At 37.9% G+C, this 18,748-nt stretch carries 13 protein-coding genes; 9 read left to right on the top strand and 4 right to left on the bottom strand.

All coding sequences use genetic code 11. The features are described 5' to 3' along the window. Window positions 1-40: 40 nt before the first annotated feature. Complete coding sequence (locus tag PTUN_RS09450) at window positions 41-1,786, bottom strand: amidohydrolase (protein ID WP_198138447.1); 1,746 nt, start codon at window positions 1,784-1,786, stop codon at window positions 41-43. A gap of 822 nt (window positions 1,787-2,608) precedes the next feature. Here PTUN_RS09450 and PTUN_RS09445 point away from each other — a divergent pair. From PTUN_RS09445 to PTUN_RS09425, 5 genes are all read left to right on the top strand, one after another. Beyond that, a complete protein-coding gene (locus PTUN_RS09445) occupies window positions 2,609-3,232 on the top strand; it encodes a class I SAM-dependent methyltransferase (RefSeq protein ID WP_009840022.1) in 624 nt (207 codons plus the stop codon). Next, on the top strand, window positions 3,232-4,779 hold the full coding sequence (locus PTUN_RS09440; protein ID WP_009840021.1) for a S24 family peptidase: 1,548 nt from the start codon (window positions 3,232-3,234) through the stop codon (window positions 4,777-4,779). The genes PTUN_RS09445 and PTUN_RS09440 overlap by 1 nt, the downstream gene beginning before the upstream one ends. 457 nt (window positions 4,780-5,236) lie before the next feature. Beyond that, a complete protein-coding gene (locus PTUN_RS09435; RefSeq protein WP_009840020.1) occupies window positions 5,237-6,154 on the top strand; it encodes a hypothetical protein in 918 nt (305 codons plus the stop codon). After that, window positions 6,154-6,606, top strand: a complete 453-nt coding sequence (locus tag PTUN_RS09430; protein ID WP_009840019.1) for a hypothetical protein — start codon at window positions 6,154-6,156, stop codon at window positions 6,604-6,606. The genes PTUN_RS09435 and PTUN_RS09430 overlap by 1 nt, the downstream gene beginning before the upstream one ends. Beyond that, window positions 6,593-8,689 carry a P-loop NTPase family protein gene (locus PTUN_RS09425; protein WP_009840018.1) on the top strand — a complete coding sequence of 699 codons (2,097 nt, stop codon included), beginning with the start codon at window positions 6,593-6,595 and terminating at the stop codon, window positions 8,687-8,689. The genes PTUN_RS09430 and PTUN_RS09425 overlap by 14 nt, the downstream gene beginning before the upstream one ends. A 135-nt stretch (window positions 8,690-8,824) precedes the next feature. Here the strand turns inward: PTUN_RS09425 and PTUN_RS09420 are convergent, their stop codons facing one another. Next, complete coding sequence (locus PTUN_RS09420; RefSeq protein WP_009840017.1) at window positions 8,825-9,604, bottom strand: hypothetical protein; 780 nt, start codon at window positions 9,602-9,604, stop codon at window positions 8,825-8,827. Between the two features lie 84 nt (window positions 9,605-9,688). Next, on the bottom strand, window positions 9,689-12,841 hold the full coding sequence (locus PTUN_RS09415; protein ID WP_009840016.1) for a DUF3427 domain-containing protein: 3,153 nt from the start codon (window positions 12,839-12,841) through the stop codon (window positions 9,689-9,691). Window positions 12,842-12,950: 109 nt separating this feature from the next. Between PTUN_RS09415 and PTUN_RS09410 the strand changes: the two genes are divergently transcribed. From PTUN_RS09410 to PTUN_RS09395, 4 genes are all read left to right on the top strand, one after another. Beyond that, complete coding sequence (locus PTUN_RS09410) at window positions 12,951-13,649, top strand: hypothetical protein (RefSeq protein ID WP_040644148.1); 699 nt, start codon at window positions 12,951-12,953, stop codon at window positions 13,647-13,649. A gap of 43 nt (window positions 13,650-13,692) precedes the next feature. After that, complete coding sequence (locus PTUN_RS09405) at window positions 13,693-14,382, top strand: hypothetical protein (RefSeq protein WP_009840014.1); 690 nt, start codon at window positions 13,693-13,695, stop codon at window positions 14,380-14,382. A gap of 72 nt (window positions 14,383-14,454) precedes the next feature. Then, window positions 14,455-15,525 carry a nuclease-related domain-containing protein gene (locus tag PTUN_RS09400; protein ID WP_009840013.1) on the top strand — a complete coding sequence of 357 codons (1,071 nt, stop codon included), beginning with the start codon at window positions 14,455-14,457 and terminating at the stop codon, window positions 15,523-15,525. A 456-nt stretch (window positions 15,526-15,981) separates the two neighbouring features. Continuing rightward, on the top strand, window positions 15,982-16,734 hold the full coding sequence (locus PTUN_RS09395; RefSeq protein WP_332306593.1) for a PRC-barrel domain-containing protein: 753 nt from the start codon (window positions 15,982-15,984) through the stop codon (window positions 16,732-16,734). Window positions 16,735-16,784: 50 nt separating this feature from the next. Here the strand turns inward: PTUN_RS09395 and PTUN_RS09390 are convergent, their stop codons facing one another. After that, window positions 16,785-18,095, bottom strand: a complete 1,311-nt coding sequence (locus PTUN_RS09390; RefSeq protein ID WP_009840011.1) for a DUF2254 domain-containing protein — start codon at window positions 18,093-18,095, stop codon at window positions 16,785-16,787. Window positions 18,096-18,748: the final 653 nt, after the last annotated feature.

The following is an 18,748-nucleotide window of genomic DNA, read 5'->3' as shown; positions in this document are numbered from 1 at the left end:
GAGCTAACTGCACACTTTTTTATGAAAAAATGCGATGGCTTTATGCACCAACATTAATAATTTTTTCACAAATCTCAACACCCGACAGGGGCTTTTTCACTACGATGGTTTTTTCCTCGTAGAGCTCTTCATTAAGATAAACCCGTTTACCGGCTTTCCAAGTTTCAATCACAGGAATATCTCGCATACCTGCTACTGAGTTAGCGCTATGAGGTGCAACATATGTTAAAGGAGATTGCTCTAAAATAACAAAGTCGGCACATTTACCTACTTCAAGAGAGCCAACCCATTGCTCGGCGTAACATTGCCAAGCTGCGTCATAGGTCACGGCTTTTAAGGCTTCAAAGCGAGTAATACACTCGGCACTATTAAGTATTTGTGGCCCAAGCTCTTTAGGTGCGCCTTCCATTTTACGCGCTATGGCTTGTTCCATCATACGAAGTGGGCCAAGTGGCGTAACGCTGTAGTCGCTGTGCAACGTAATGCGCATATTGTATTGATGTAAAGCCGAATGACAGCGGTCGAGTTGTTGAGTGCGCGTTTGGCCTAAAATTGTTTGGCTAAACACCCAGCCCCAATAACCCGCGTGGCCAATTAAAAAGCTTGGCGACACACCTAAGCGAGCCATATCACTGAGATTGGTATCACTTAATAACGAAGCATGTTCAATTCGATTACGATAAGTGAATGACGAGCCGTTACCATACGCGTTATCAAACGCTTTAAGGGTACGCTCCATTGCATGGTCGCCATTGGCGTGGATCATCACTGGCCAGCCGTTATCATGAGCGGTGCTAATGAGGGCATCAAATTCAACCGGATAACCATAATTAAATAGACCGACATTGTTTTGTTTTTCTATATCCGCGTTTTCAGCTTGGTACGGCGTATAATTTTCGTCACAATCATAAGGGGTGTATTGATAGCCCGTTAACCCTTGGTTTGAGCCATCGGCAACCACTTTAATAAACGCTAAATTAAACTTTTCATCACCTTGGTTGGGTGCGTACTTGCCTTTAATATGGGAATTAAAGTCTTTTAAATGAGGGGCAACAAGCGAACCGCCAATGCGAATTTTACAGTCTGGCTGGTGGGCTAGGTGTTTTAAAAAAGCGACTTGATCAAAGTCTTTGTTTGATGCTGGCGCATCTATTCCTGCATCATAAATATAGGTAACACCACGTTTACTGGCATTGGCAAACAATAAATTGACCTGTTTAGTAAAAGCCTCATTGCTTGGCTTTGGCAACAAGCTCAGGACAGGCATAATTTCATCAATTTCGTGCAAAACGCCATTGTCGTTACAGATCACGCCTTTTTTAGCTACAAGGTCAATCGCCGCCTTATTGATATACGCTAAATGCATAGATGCATTCATTAAAAATATCGGGTTTTGTTTAGATACGTCATTGAGCACATCAGCATTAAACTCTTTTTCACCATTAACAAACAAAGATGGATCAACATCGCCACCAAATAACCAATCGCTTGGATTACTTGGAATATTCGCTTTTAAAATAGCAAGCACACTGGCCCGATTGTAATGCGGGTTTAAATATTGACCATTAAATGGGCTGACCGAAATGCCACAATTAAACAGTGACGTCGGTAAAATATGTAAATGCGGTTCAATCAAACCTGGTAATAAGGTATGGCCATGGGTTAAATACACAATGTCACTGTTAGCTGGCATGGCTTTTTTAACATCATCAAATTCACCAATAGCGATAATTTTGCCATTATGAATACCCATTGCTTCAACCAAGTCGTTTTGACCATTAGCCATGGTTTGAATATATCCCTTAGTTATAATGTCACCAACGTTGTGCGTTGCTTTAAAAATAATCGGGGCTGACTGCTCGTTAATTTCACAATTACTGGGGGGAGGGGGCGGAGTAATGTGAGGCAAAAATGCCTTCCATATTTTATTACAACAAGAACAGCTTAAACCTTCGTGATGAGAATGTGCCATGATCAAACGCTCCATTTACCAACTAATAAAATAAAAAGTCATTCAATATTCAGGGTCAAACCGTGAAGACTAAACAGGACTCTTTGTTGTTGTTCCTAAAATAGCGTAGATTTTTAGACCAATAAGATTATTACAAGCTATTACAATGACGTAGAAAAAAGCAGCGCAACAGTAACGCTAAAACCATATTAAAAAGCGGGATAATCTAAAACACATAGCAAACAAGCGATGGCAAGAGTGTGGTGAACACGCAAAAGCCCTTAATAATACTAAGGTTTTGCCAAAAAAAGCACATCGGCTAATGAGCTGAAAAATACAAAAACAAAAAATCGACTAAACGCTGCAATACCTTGGCAAAACAAACCACAGGCCAAAACTACACACACTTAATCTCAACTACTTGTTTTTAATTTAAAAACCGTGATATGTTTCAGAATCTAAAGTGATTGTTCTACTTTTGACAACCACCTCCAAACAAATTTAATACTGTGCATAATGAGTAAACTTAGGCAAACACTTAAAACAGCTATAAAAAGCCCTAAGCTCACAACAAAATAAAAAGTAGCAAGAACAAAAAACAAGCCAATCCAGACAGGCTTGTGACAACACTAAAAAATTCACGCACAGGACCCGCGGATGACAGCTAGAACAACGGATACCACCCTCGATTATTACAATCAACATGCGCAAGAATTCGTCGCTTCAACCTTAGACGTTGATATGAGCGCACTTTACGATGCGTTTTTACCGCTGTTTGCCAACAAAATTCCCAATCAAACCCTCATTTTAGATGCTGGATGTGGCAGCGGCCGCGATGCGCTGTATTTTAAAAAACAGGGTTATTTTGTACGTGCAATGGACGCAAGCCCAGCGCTGGTGGACATTGCAGCAAGCGTTTTAAACCAGCCTGTTGCGCTCAAAACCTTTACCGAAATTGACGATGTAAATACTTTTGATGGTATTTGGTGCTGCGCTAGCTTATTGCATGTGCCACATAACGAGCTGGCGCAGGTATTTAACAAACTTACGACCGCGCTTAAAACAGAAGGGGTGTTGTATGTCAGTTTCAAATACGGCGAAGGTGAACGAACTCACAATGGCCGAACGTTTACCGATTTAAACGAGCAAGGTCTCGCCGCGCTTAAACAACCAATACCTGAACTTAACATTCATAAAACCTGGATCACCGGCGACCAACGCAAAGGGCGCGAAAACGAACAATGGCTCAATGCGATATTGATTAAAAGCGGGCGTGTTTAATGCTTGCCATGCAGCAGCAACTCGACTTTATTGCCTACATTCAGCGTATGCTGGTGGAGGGTGATTTTAGTGCAACCTATAAGTTTGCGTTATTGCATGCGCTTGCTGATATCAGTATTGAAAAGCACCAAATAGATTCAGATTTAGAATTACAAATATCATTTGATGAATTAGTTGAAAAATTTGTTACTTTATATTGGCATCAAGCAACGCCATTTGGTGGTATCAATAACGACACAAAGCAATTACTTCTACAGAACACTAATTCAAAAAAACAGGCTAAAATCATAACCACTCTTCATAATGCAAAATTAAATAACATCAACTCAGTAAGCCAATTAATGAAAAGTAATGAATTTAAAAGCATTCGGAGCTCTACATTAAAAACAATTAAAGATGGTCCTTTGTGGTTATTACAAAAGCTTAATGGCAAAGATGAATGTTTTTTATATCCGCATACTAAAAGTTCTAAATACATCACATTAAATGCTGGTATTGCCAGTTGTTTCAGGCGTTTTTACGACCTAGTAACGTACTTGGCTAAAAATGCATGGCTGCAAAAAATTCAAAGCATAAAGCACAACCAAACACTTATTGGCCCGCAAAGCCAACTACATGATTTTTTATTTGGCTTTGACCGCAATGCACTTACCAAAGCAAAACCTATTTTGGTAGAGCTGCAATCAAACAGCTGTTTTTATTGCCAAAAGCCAATGAAAAACGATGTTGAAGTCGATCATTTTATACCGTTTGCCCGCTACGCAAATGACTTAGGCCATAATTTTGTGGCAGCGCACCGCACATGTAATAACAACAAACGCGACTTTTTAGCTGCACAGCAGCACCGCGAGCGCTGGCAAAACCAAAATTTGGTTGTTAACAGCCAAATTATTAGCAACGAACTAAGTGCGTATTTTCACTGCGATGCAGATAAATCTCTCGCAGTAAGCAATTGGGCGTATCAGGTGGCACAAGCCAATAACGCAAAGTTATGGCTTGGAAATAAAGACCATTTTGAACAAGCAAAACCAACTGCCGACATAGTGGCTTTCCCACAAGCAAAACAACCTGAGTTAGATCAAGTCGCTGAGCCCGAAGTTAGCTTAAAATCAATTGATGATGCATTAAAGCTGCCATTTTTCCCTAATTTAAAAATCGCCTGCGGCCATTTTAAAACTGGTGACGACAGCGACATGGAATTTAAAACCCTGCCAACAGGACTTGGTTTGTCAGATAAAGATTTAAAAACGCACTTTTTAGCCCACGCCAGCGGTAACTCGATGAATGGCGGTAAAAACCCAATTTCTGATGGCGATTTACTGTTACTGGAATGGATCACCCCAAACAATGCAGGCTCACTGCGCGACCAAATTGTCGCCATCGAACAAGATGGCGAGAGCGGCGAAGGGCAATATTTACTGCGTAAAGTAAACAAACTCCCCAACGGGCAATATGAGTTAATCGCTAAAAATCCAGAGTATAAAGTGATTATTGCAGATGAAGGGATGAGAACGTTTGCAAGGTTTAAACAAGTGGTTGCAGAGTAGTTTGTAGTCGCGCTTTAACTTGTAGGCGCAGAGCTTGCTCGCGCGAAAAGCGCAGCTTTTAAATTTGTAGGTCGTGCCGTATGCGGGAGTTTACCTCGCGCTTTTAAAGTGTAGAAACAGGCTTGAGTCGTGTTTTTACATGGTTTTGGGAAAAGGGATTTAAAAACCTCTATTCGAGGTTTTATCGCGTTGGCGATGGCAACCAAAGGGCGGCTGCCGCCGACCGCCCTTTGGAATCCCACGGCGCACCCGAGGATCACACTGTGTCCTCAAGTTAAAAATTGATGTGAACGTAATCACCGTGACTTAAATTGCCTAAAGGGATTTAGGTACTTGGAATTTATGGGGAACAAAATTCCGCCATGCAAGTGATTACTCATCAATTTATATCTTTCGTGTGTGATCATGGGGAAGTTAAGGAATAATTTTTTGCAATTAATTAGAGAGCTTGGAGCATATGATTCAAACTGATATCGGTCCATTAGATGGAAATAGCTGGGAAAGTCTTATTCAGTTAGTTTTTAAGAAAAAACATGACACTTATCAAGAAATGATTGCTTCACCAGGAGATCTTGGTATTGAAGGGGTTGTGCTATTGGATGGCATCGCTATTCAATGTTATTGCCCTAATGAAGATTATGATACTAAAACGCTTTATCAAAAGCAGAGAGATAAAATAACTAAGGACATAGGCAAGCTTTCTATAAATGAAAAAGAGTTAGTGAAGCATTTAGGAGATTGTATAATCCGGCAGTGGATATTTATCACTCCAAGAATAGCTAAGCATGAGATTCATGCTCATGCACGTATTCAAGAAAAGAATGTCAAAGAAAAAAAGCTTGAATTTATTTCGGACGATTTTCAAATTTTGATAAAAGATCTTAATTTCTATATTCATGATATAAGACAGCTTCAAATGATTGGTGGTGAACAACTCTGTTTTTCCAACAGCACAGGTGAAAAAATAACAGAACCTGAATTAACGACTGAGTACGATGATAATATCTGCGAAAAAAATAAAATTCGAAGTGTTATTAATGAGATTTATAAACCTAAGAACCACGTCATACTAAATGAGTTGACTAAAAAAAACTATTTAGATGGGTACGAGATATTAAGACGTATTTTTAATCAGTCACAAGAGCTGTATGAACGTATAGCAAAGCTAGTTAATAACTTTGAAAGTGAAGTAGAGGAGTTGTCTATTACTTGGGAAGATAGCCCGCAGAAACTTATTACAAAAGTAGAAGAAAAATTAATAGCTCGATTCAATAATTGCTGTCATATTTCTAAGATTGAGCATGAAGACTTAGTATCTATTACAAAGCATATGGTGGCTAAATGGATCGCTGAGTGCCCTATGAGGATTGAATAATGAGTAAGCTCATGTTTAACCGGAAAAAATCATCGGTGATTCCTGAATTAAGGCCTATGTACAAAATTGGAAAAATCCTTCTAATTCTTAAAATTTGTTGTAGTGGGAATAAAGGAAGTTTACTCAAACTTCATTTATTCAATTGGGCGATGCTAGAACCTGAACGATTGAAAGCGCTTAAAATTTCCTCAGAAAAGAAAGAGCTATTACTAGGTGTTTGGGGAATTGATCCTTCATTAAATATGGCTCTCAGTTTTGCTACTGCAGAAAACCTACTATCTAGAAAATCAAATGGTTCATATCAATTAACTGAGAAGGCTGAAACTTTCATTGCTGGCGCTGGGCTGCTTGAATTATTTGATAATGAAACGAATGATTTAAAAATCATAAATAAAAAAATAACAGAGACGATGGTACAGCAGACAGCTAAAAGGTGGAATGATGAAATTTAATCAGTTATTTGTAACTTTGACGGCTACAGACAATCAAGAATATGGATACCGAATCCCGTTTAGCTCAGGGCTGAACATTATTCGTGGAGATAACTCATCGGGTAAAAGTACACTCGTAAATTCTCTAATTTACTCACTTGGTATGGAGGAGATTATAGGCTCTAAAGGAAATGCATCATTACCCTATGCGCTCAAAGATAGATTTGATCTGAACGGTGATAATAAGAGCATAATCGGCTCCACCGTTTATTTAGAGTTAGAGAACCAATTAGGTAAAGTCATTACTTTAAAGCGTGCTATAAAATCTAGCGAAGTGGATACTAAATTAGTACAGATAATTGAGGGAGCATATTTAACTAACCCCTCTATGAATACTCTAAAAAGTAGATATACATTTTTGCATGATGGAGGATCAGCTCAAGATGAGGAGAAAGGTTTTTTTGCATATTTAGAGAAGTTCTTAGGATTAAATTTACCAAGAATATCTGATAATAAAGGCAAAGAAGCAAAGCTTTATTTGCAATCTGTTTTTTCAGCTATTTTAGTTGAACAAAAGCGTGGTTGGACTGATTATATCGCTAATATTCCATATTATGGAATAAGCGCTATGAGAGAGAAGGTTGCGGGATTTTTACTAGACTTAGATGTTTTTAGGAATGCAAAGGATTTAAATGAGCTGCAATCCAAACGTTCAAAAGTTATGACCTTATGGTCTGAGTTAGTTAGTGAAGTTAAAATATCAACAGAGAGTAAGTATTTATCTGTATCTGGCTTGAGTAAAACACCATCTATAGATTTTGACCCTAGATTAGTTTTTATTACAGAAAGGAACGGAGCAGAGGCTCAATCATTTGAACTAGTAAAGAAAGGCTTACAAAATGGAATGCAAGTAATAATTCAAAATGAAGCATCTCAATTTTCAGGAGAGTCATCAGACTTGATAAAGGAAATTGAATTAGTTCAGAATAGGGTTGATGAATTGTTAACCATGCAAAGTATGTGCTCCAGCCAAATTAAGATAAATGAGTCTCAACGTAGTCAGTATATTGAGAACTTGACGAGCATAGAAGATGATTTGAGGTCTAATAAGTTAACCGAAAAATTAGTGAAATTTGGTGCTGATGAAACCGATCTAGATTTTGTTAAAGGTAAGTGCCACACATGTTTAAATCCTATTGATGATATCTTAATATCACCTGATAGTATGGCAATGCCAATGTCGCTCCAAGAGAATATTGTTCATTTAAGTAATCAAAAAAAAATGATTAGTTCTCTACTGGGAGGGTTGAATAAAAATATTGAAAGGGATCAAGGGCAGCTCTTAACTATAAATAAAGAATTAGTAAAAACCAGTAAAGAACTTACTTCCTTAAAACGTGATATAAAATCAACTACAAATATTAAAGAAGCAGATATCAGACGAAAAATAAATATTGAAAATCGTCTAGAAGAACTAAATAAGCTTGAAGAAATGCTAGAAAAAAGTCTTCAAAGTTTGGTTAAATTATCAGCCAAATACAAAGAGCTCAATGCTTCTATTTTAGAATTATCAAAGTCGAGTTTCTCTCCTGATGATATGTATAAAATTAGAGATTTTTCCTATGAATTTAAGATATTAGCAAGAACGTTTGGCTATCGTAGTGCTGTAGTTGATGAGATTGAAGTTAAACCTCAAACCCTACTTCCTTATTTGAAGGATTTAGAATTAAGAGAGCAAGTTGATACGCCATCTGAGTTAAAAGATAAAAATTCTGCCAGTAATACTGATATAAAGTCGGACTCTTCTGCTAGTGATTTTGTAAGACTTATTTGGTCGTATTTAATTGCTTTGTATAAAACATCAGCTAAAGCTGGCGGTAATCATCCCAGTTTAATCTTATTCGATGAACCAGCTCAGCATTCTATGAGTACAAAAAGTGTAAACCAGTTACTTAAAACTTTATCTACAACTAAAGGCTTGCAAAGTATCATTGTTGCGTCTTTTGATGAAAATGATGATAATTATGCAGTATCTATTGCTGGTTTAGAAACTAGCAGTTTTGTTACTAAACGTTTGCCACGAAAAATTATTACCAAATTATAATTGGCTATATTTAAATCATTATTGCTTACAATGTTTTCTATTTTGTAAATATCATTATAAAAATAGGAAACATTGTAATTGCTCTTGATTGTTTTGCTCATTTTAATTTATATTAATCAACAGAAAGGTTGTCAGTTATAAAGTTTTTTTCCAACTTTTTTCATATTCCGTATAAAAGTACTTTTCAATTTCTTTACTATTTATAATTCCTTGAAAATTAATCAGATCTATGATTATTAATTTTAATTCTTCCAAATATTTATAAATTTGAGAGTCTTTTCGAGTTGACCAAAGTAACTCAACACCCTCGATAACTTCTTTATCAACAGTATAGTGGCTATTAATAACGATATGATTTCTATACTTCTCAAGTTCAACAAAAGCTGAGTGAATAATAATGTCAATACAATCTTTTTGTACTGTCGCGTCGAACTTCATAAGGTTACAATTTTGAAATAGTATACGATACAGTCGTTGAGCTGATAGTTTAAGTCCTACTGACTTATATTTAACTTCAAGGGTACCAGTATAACTATTAAAGTTACTGAAGTGTGAAAAGTAGTTATTAACAAGATTATTTTGTTCAATCAAACGGTTGCTTTTGGCTTTTTGCTTTGATGAATGAAACCGGTTAAACATAACAACTAGTGATAAAGGTACTGTTAAAGCTGTTATTGGGAATGCGTAAAATTTAACAAAATCACTTAGGGTTTTTGTAGTTATGAGTAGATCTTTATTTAAGCTGTATATCCCTTTTTGGTAAAGATCAAAGGTAATGAAAATAATGAGTGTGAATATTAGTAGTAGTGGATAACCTACCCATTTATGGAATGAGCTGTTTTCATGTAGTGCAATATCCGCTTCTACAGGAAGGTGTTTTATCAGCCAATTTTTAACGTTTTGAAATATTCTCACTTGAGAGCCTTTAAATTTAGTTACTGTATTTCATATAGTTGGGGTACAAAAATTTAACTTTTTGTACCGAATGAATTTTTCCAATCACCCAACTGCCAACTTCCCAGCCTCATGCCACATTTCGTTTGGCATGGGGCTTTTTAATTCCCATGTGATATTCATTGGTTGACTTGAATTATGGCTTTGGTATTTAACCTCGCCGTAGTTTACAAACCCCATAGTTCGGCCGTTTTCGTCTTTACCCTGTTCGCGCACGAATAACAGCATGGTTTTACATGTTTGTTGATGTTGAATATATCCTAAACCTTTTCCGCTATCTGGCCTCGCAGTGTTTTGCGTTTGCCAATGGAACAGGGTGGGGCTGAGGGCAAAGTCGTGATACAGCGTGGTGGGTGAATAGGTTTTTTCGCATTTATTCAAAGTCACAAACATAAGTTCGATGTTTTGGCTTTTAAGCTCTAATACGCCTTCGCGGGCAGATGATTTTTTGTCAAACGAATGGGCACCAAACGCAGCCAGTATTTGTTGGCGGCTGTAGCGGCTATGCAATTTAATCGCATGGTTTGGCAAGCTGCTTAAATCGGTTTCGTGTTGCTGAATACGGTTAATTAATAGCGTGATAACTTCGCTGAGTTCTTGCTGTAATGCGCTATGTTTAAGTGCTGTTAAGCTCTGTTCGAGTGTGTTAAAGCCAAGTTTTTTGCCGCTGTTATCCCAAAAGTTGTAATGGGCCATTAAGGCAAATTGTTGATTCAGTGGTGTATCGCTAAAGCTAAAGTCGTTGGTACATAAATCACGTAAAAAGCGCAAGTAGCTGATTGAGTTACAGCTGAGTAATTGTGTATTGATTGCGCGGTAATAGGCGCTGTAAATCTCTTTTTCATTGGCAGTTATGGCATTGCCTTTGAGCCAATGCCAACCACCAAGGCTTTTATCGCTGGGTTTATAAATATCTTCAAGTGTGACTTGTGGGTTAATGTGTAAAAAGTTACTCAAAGTCAGCGTTTGGTCACTATGTTGCGAATAATGATTGATCAGCTGTTGCAAACGGCGTTTGCTGTTTATTGCATGTTGAATATTTTTTAGAATTGTTTGTTGTGTACGTTCTTGCAATTCAATTCGGCAACCTAGCGGTAAATGCGGGAAGTTGTTTTCGATTTCGGTTTTTATTGGCTGATTGCTTTTACCAATGAGTGCGCGAAATTTACTGGCAAAGTCGTACTCTGGCCGCGCGTTACCGACAAAATCGAGCACAGTACAGCATTGTTTTTGGCTATTATCTGGCAAGCGTAAGCCACGGCCGAGTTGCTGTAAAAACAGCGTTAGACTTTCGGTTGGCCTTAAAAACAATAGGGTATCGACTTCTGGAATATCGACCCCTTCGTTAAAAATATCGACTACGCAGAGTATGTTTATTTTGCCTTGGCGAAGTGCTTGTTGTTTTTGTGCTCGCTCATTCGTGTTTTTGCTGGTCAGTACATCGGCATTTATGCCTTTGAGATTAAACTTGGCAGCCATAAATTCGGCGTGATCTTGGCTGACGCAAAATGCCAACGCTTTAATATCGTGAACATTAGTCACTATATCGGCAAGGCTCGATATAATTTTGTTTGCACGGTTGTTTTCGCCAGTATAAAGGTTACTGAGCTCGCTAATATCGTAACGGCCGCCGCGCCAAGTGACTTTGCTTAAATCGATATCATCATCAAGGCCAAAGTATTGAAACGGGCATAAATGGCGTTGATTAATTGCCTCAGGTAAGCGAATTTCAGCGGCAATCACGCCACAAAAATCATCTAAAATATTGGCGCCATCTTGGCGCTCTGGCGTGGCGGTTAAGCCGAGTAAAATCTGTGGCGTAAAGTAGTTGAGCACCATACGATAACTGGCGGCACTAACGTGATGTACTTCATCTATAACTATGTAATCGTAATAATCACTGCTTAAATTTAGGGTGTCGAGTTGACTGTTGAGCGTTTGAATAGATGCAAACAATTGATTGTAACTCTGGGGTTTGTAGTTACCGACCCAGAGTTCACCAAATTGATTGTTTTTAAGCACACCGCGATAGGCACTTTGCGCTTGTTTGAGAATTTCTTCGCGGTGAGCTACAAACAAAAATTGGGCATTTGGTTTGGCGTCGTAAACGGTTTTAAAGTCAAACGCCGATATAATTGTTTTACCTGTGCCCGTTGCGGCCACCACTAAGTTTTTAAAGCGTTGATGCACGGTGCGCTCAACACTAAGTTTTTCTAAAATGGTTAGCTGGTGAGTTTTGGGCGTGATATCAAAATAAAACTGATTGGTAAATTGGCCGCTACCGCGTTGTTCATTCAGTGAGTTAATCAGCTTTTCTTTACATGCTACTTGGCCTGTAAAGCGTTCAAAGTCTTTTGATTGCCAGTAGGTTTCGAAGGTACTTTTGGTTTTTTTAATAATATGCGGGATTTCTTGTGCGGTTATTTTTAAGTTCCACTCAAGCCCGCTAGTCAGTGCTGAATGTGATAAATTAGACGAACCAATATAGCCAGTATCAAAACCCGTATTGCGTAAAAATAAGTATGATTTTGCGTGCAAGCGTTCTTGTTGATTGTTATAGCTCAGTTTGACTTCGGTATTTGGAAGGCTTGCTAAAAACTCGACTGCTTTGGCATCGGTTGCGCCCATGTACGAAGTGGTAATGACTTTGAGTTTTTTACCACTTCGGGTAAAGGCTTCAAGCTCATTTTTAAAAATGCGCAGCCCAGTCCACTTTATAAATGACACTAACCAGTAAATAGTATCGGCTGATTTAATTTCGCGTTTGAGTTCGGTTTCAAGTGAAATGCCCGCATTGGCACCGCTAAACAATTCACTTTGCGATAAGCCCGTCAGCGGATAAATATCTTTTGAATATTGTTCTAAATTGGCTGCGATTGGATTTTCGGTATTAAAGAGGGCGGTAAGTATTCGGCCTTGGCTATCAATGAGGTTTTCGCTAATGAGCGCATCATCTTTAATGTGATTTTTTAGCCAAAGTACCAAACTATTAGCAAGGTTAATTTGAAGCTGTAAGCGATCATCTGAGTTTGGTATAGCGTCAATGGCATGAGCAATCAGTTTACTTAAAAAGCGCGAAAGCCATGTTGCAGCTTCGGTACTTTCGAGTTGCCTTTCACCAATATAAAAGCGCTGTTTATCAAGTCGCGATTCAACTACCTGCGTGATTAACTGCTCATAAATACCAATCTGTTCCATAACAACGTTTACTACCGTAAATCCATTTTTTGTAAATATATCAGATGGTAAGGAAGATTGATATGGTGTATAAAGAGCATGTTTTTTTTCTAAAATGGATGATATATCAATGGACTCTGATAATTTTCACAATATAGATAGTTATTTTGTTTTAATGGCAAAGATTATTACAGCTTTGACAGCTGTTTTCTTTGTGATTGGATTGTGTTATTCCATTGGAATCGACAATGGTTTTGGCATTAATTCGACACAATCTAGCTATGAAATTACGACTTTAGTCGGTTTTTTTTCATCCTTTCGGATCATTCCTGAGTTATTAAAATCAATGCTTTTTGCTTTAATATCCATGTGGTACATAATATTTTTTGGTATTTTAGCTGGTGTCTTAGCTGGTATGCTTTCAAATAACGAATCAATAAAAAAACATGTGAATTTATCAAGTAAAAAAACAGCTAATAAAGTGGCTGATTTTTTTAATACCATGGCTTACATTTTTTTAGTATTTGCAGCCTTAACTTCACTCTCACTCGCTTCGATAAATGTGGGTAAAAAATCAGCGGCTGAGATAATCACTCAATTAGGTGAGTTCGGCTGTAAAGCCACAATTTCAGGAGAACCTGGATGGTCAATTTGTAGTGAGATAATTATAGATGGCAAGGTTATTTTAAGAGGTTATCAAATATATAAACGTGTTGATGAAGTCGCGTACATTACCGCAAATGAACAAAACCTTGTTATACAAAAAATTCCACAATCAGCAGCTATAAAACGAGTATTAGCCTCAGAAAATTTAAAAACATTAAATTAACTAAGTATAAAGCCAATTTATAATCTAAAAAGAGATAGGTTTCATGACAGAACAAAAAAAATCAAACAATTTAATTACCCGATTTTTTGGTGTAATCACCCTTTTGATAGGCTTTTCTTGGGCTATGTTGCAGTACTTTGTACCTGATCCCTTAATTTATTTTTATAGTCTTTGGCGCCCTGAATACGTACTTATTTTTATTGCTTTGCTTGTTACTGTTTTTTCAGTTGGTTTATATGTTTATAGTTATATGAAAAACAGGTATTTATTTTTTGCTGCTAGCTTCTTTATTTACACTATCAGTTCATTTGTTTTCTTTATTATGGGCCGAGAATATTATGACCCAAATCTAAGCGATGGTGTGCCAAAGACCACATTAGAAAAAGGGAGCCTTTATCACAGAGGAATTGAGTTTTCCCATCGTATTTGTGATAGGCAAGGTGATACGGTTTCTTGCAATATTAAAGTCATCAATAAACGAGGTCAGGCAGAAGTTAATACTGGTCAATGGAAATTAGTTATGCAGGATGGTGCTATTTTTAAGGATTATGATGCACTGATAGCTGGACAAGAAATGCGTTATGGTCAAATAGATTTACCGCAGGGTGTTGAGGCTGACATCAATATTATTTTTTATAACGTGCCGCTTAAGTATGATCAGATTTTAAAGCTTGGGTTTAGAACAAATAATACTGATTTTGGCTTTAAAAATATCAAAGTTGTACGCCTTTAATTTTTAGAGAAGCAACATATTTCATACAATTAATTTTTTAAGTAAGTTGTTTTTAATAAGTAGAAATAAAAAATGAAATGGATTTTATCTCTTTGCTTACTTTTTATAAGTACTGTGCTTTTTGCGACAGCCAATAAACAAACTGTGCCCGCTGTTTGTTTATTGTTGCAGCACCAAATGAATGATTATGCTCATGTGCCAGAATCGCTGGCGTATCAGTCGGCAAAAAAAGATTATCGTAGGTTATGCAATCCGACGGCGGTTGTGCCGGATGCCGTTACTCAAGTGATTGATAATAAGCTTATTAATTCGCGGTATGATACTGTAAATAATGTACCTGTGAGTAATGTATCTTCTCAAGATATTTCTAATAACAGTGGTTTTTCAAATCGGCCTGTGGGCAAGCATGTGATAGCGCCAGATTTGCAATCGAGCTCTTTAACACTTGTACCAATAAGTGCGCCTAAACCCGTTGGAATGGTGCAGTCAATTTGGCACGCTTTGCCAAGTTATCTAGTTTTGCTGGTGCTGCTACCGTTTGTATTTGCTTTGCTCTTGATGATTTTGGCGCTGTTGGGGTGCGATAGGGCGGCTATTCGTGGTTGGATAGGTGAACGGCGTGTGAATGCGCAGCTTGCTCAATTATGCCAAACTGGCGATTACACCCTTTATAAAAACCTGTTGCTTGAAGTTGAAAATGGCCAATTGACTGAGATTGATCATTTAGTGGTGTCTGCGTTTGGTGTGTTTGTCATTGAAAGTAAAAATTACTCTGGCTGGATTTTTGGTAGTGAAAAACAAGCTAAATGGACTCAGCAAATTTATCGTAAAAAAACATCGTTTATGAACCCATTACGGCAAAATTATAAACACTGTTTGGCTGTGCATCGGTTATTGGGCGTGCTGTCGGGTGTTGAGTCTGTTGTGGTATTTAATGATAGTGCAGAATTTAAAACGACCATGCCAAGTAATGTGGTGCATTTAATGTCATTAACTACTTATATCACTAATAAGAAGGCTAACCATCAGGCTTTTGTTTTTACTGCTAATCAGCTCGCGGTATTTAATCAAAAAATACAAAATGTGGTGCAAGCAACCACTAAAGCAGACTACAAACGGCATCTTGTGCAGGTAAAGCAGTGACCAAAAACTGACCCCTGTTGAAACCTTTAAATTAAGGTTTAAAAATCAGCTGGGTTGCTAGTTGCTTTTTAGTCGTGAAATTTCATGCAGATGTGTTTATGTTGTTAAGCGCTGGTTTTTTGCGTGCGACAACGCACAGAATCAATCTTCAATATGGTTTAGGCTTTCATTAGCTTTCTAGAGTGCGGGTTAACCTCAATACTGGTCATTAATTTATCTCTGGCTTGAGATAAATAGCTTAGATATTTACATTTAATTCAATATGTTGGTAAATATTTTATCCAGCACTTAGGTTGGTTTATTCTTCTTTTTTTAATTCTCTGTGAGTAAATACCGCAATTAATCTGTTGGTTAAGTGAGGTGTTTTACATCTTCAGCAATGAGTTAGCGCCCCATTTTATTCAATTAGGAGTGTACATCATGTTACATCCGCTTAGTGATTTATAAAATTTTACTATTGGCGCAACCGATGGCGATATTGGCCATGTAAAAGATTTTTATTTTGATGATAAACAGTGGGTTATTCGGTATTTAGTGGTTGAGGCTGGCCTTTGGTTGATGAGTAAAAAAGTGCTTATTTCACCTATTTCAATTAAAGATTTAGACTGGATTGGTACAACCATTGAGCTTTCAATTACGAAAGATCAGGTTAAAAACAGCCCCGATATGGATACCGATAGGCCTATTTCTCGTCAAGCCGAAATTGATTACTTAGGTTATTATTCTTACCCGTCGTATTGGGGCAACATGGGGCTTTGGGGCGTGTATTCAAGCCCTTACATGATTGCGCCGGGTTATTCGAGCATTGCGCCTCAGCCCGATGAGGCTGAATTTGAAGTCGATGAGTTTGCCCGTGTCGACACTGCTTTAATACAAGAACAAGATAGGCATTTACGCAGCCACCATGCGGTGATTGATTATCACCTTGAAGCAAAAGACGGAGATTTAGGCCATGTGCAGGGCATGTTAATTGATATTGATACATGGGCTATTCGCTATTTAATTATTAATACCAGCAATTGGTGGTTAGGGCATTTGGTTTTAATTGCGCCAACATGGATTAGCGAAGTGAGTTGGCCTTACGCAAAAATGTATGTTGGTTTAACTCAGCAGCAAATTAAAGATGCACCTGTGTATGACCCCGCAGTTCCTTTTAATCGTGAAGATGAAAAAAGCCTTAGTCGTTATTATGGTAACAATGAAGAGTAACTTTAAGGTTTTGTTTTATTTAATTTAAATTTTAACAAACCCTTAAGCTATTAATGTGGCTTTAGGGTTTTGGCCACTGCGGTTAAGCGGTTTTTGAGCCAAGTGCTATCGTGGCTTGATTTTATGTTGCGCTCTATTAGTTCATCTAGGCAATGTAATTGTTCATTCAGGGCATGAAATTGGCTGGGTGTGGTAGTTAGGCTGCCAATGGTCTCAAGTGCGCTGAGTAATCGCGCTAATATTGCGACATTGGTGATGGCGTTTGTTCGAATTTGTTCAAACGCTTCGACTAATAACCCTTCAAAACTAGGCTCAATTGCGACTACGCGTAATGTTTGCTGCTCGTATCTATAGCGTGGTGGAAATTGCCTATTTACTAGCCGCGCCATAATTGAGGTTAAATAATCGATACACATCACTGCGGTTGAGGTATCGTTTACGCCAGGCGAGAGCGCTTTTAAGGCGATATCTACAATTTGCCTGATCCCAAAAGCAGGATCTTGCGCTACGGTGCGATGGCGGCTAATGCTGTACGCTTGATTAAATGCAGCAATGGTTTTTTGTGTTGGTGCAAAGGTGAGAGCAAGTGAAACCAGTGCGGTATCTTTTACTGCAAATGCACCAATGGCATGCTCCATTTTTACTATGGTTTTGTTGTCTTCTGCTAGTTTGAGCAGTTCAGCATGATTAATGCTTTGAATATAGCCACTCTTATGTGCCGCAATGGGATACCAGCTTCTTTTATCGTGTTCGGCCAAAATCACTGCTAGATTGTGCTGTTTGCCAAGTGTTGGGCATAGTGTGTGCGGTAAAAGCACATCGATTGCTGCATACGTTTCTTTAGCAACCAAGGCGATTATGCTTGATGCTTGAATTGACGAGGCAATGTGATGAATAAAATAAATCAGCACTGCCACGCCAACGAGAGACATGATAAAGGCAATAAATAGCACAAATTCATCAACTCCGGCAGTGCCGCGAATGGTGCGCAGCACAATTAGGCAATACACAAAAATACTAGCAAACACCCCCAAAGTGGTTTGGGTTACTCGGCTGCGCATAAAAGTTCGCAGTACCCGAGAGGTATATTGAGTTGATGCTTGCACTAGCGCCAGCAATGTCATCGAAAAGCTTATTCCCATTACTGTCATCATTGAACCAGCTAAAGTGCCGAGCATTTGGCGTGCGCCTTCGGCTCCGACCCCAAACATTCTTGGCCATTGTTTAAGGTGCTGGCTAAAATGGGCCGAATCTATTGCAATTAATACAAGTGCTAAAGCGATACTGAGCGACACCATCAAAGAGGGTAAAAACCAAAAGCTTGCACGTAAGTCGAACCAAAATCGTATTAATTTGTTCATGTTGTCACTTCTAATTTAATGTGCTGAGCGCTTGGGTGTGTGTATGGTTGTGGTTTAAAAGCTGCACTCAAAACGCAGCTAAAAAACCCTAATAAAAAACCCTGATAAAAAACACTGCACCGTTGAATGAAGGTACAATTTTTTAAAGGTGGCTTGTTTTATTACAGAGTGCAGTTAGCTGTTTGGGTTATCTGTGCGCTACGCCACATTTAGCTTTAAAAAATGTAGCTTTAATGTAAGGGCCTTTAAGTGGGCTACCTAAAATAAAGTAATAAGGCAAAATCTATTGTTGGCAATTATTTTGGTACAAAGTGATAAAAAGTCACGAAACTCTGCAATAAGAACTTTCAATTTTTAACTCGAAAATGTGTTTTGCACATCACAATAGTTTGGGTTTTATGCCAAAAGTGCTAGATAGAAAACCTTAACATAGCATCAAGCAATTGATTTATTTATCTAAACTAAAACCCGCGACATCCACTAAACAAACTTAAGGTTAATTCAATAATTACTTTCGTTGACGTCAACATGAACTACGCTTTTATATGTTTAAACATAATTTATTAAATAACTAGGCCTAGTTGACGTTGTTTTTGTGTGTTTTTTATCATAAAAAACCAACTGCTGCCGATAATGATAAAACTGGGCTTAAT

It is taken from the genome of Pseudoalteromonas tunicata (genome assembly GCF_002310815.1).
GTDB lineage: Bacteria > Pseudomonadota > Gammaproteobacteria > Enterobacterales > Alteromonadaceae > Pseudoalteromonas > Pseudoalteromonas tunicata.
Note: the sequence above shows the minus strand (reverse complement) of the source record. Positions and strands in the feature narration are given on the sequence as shown.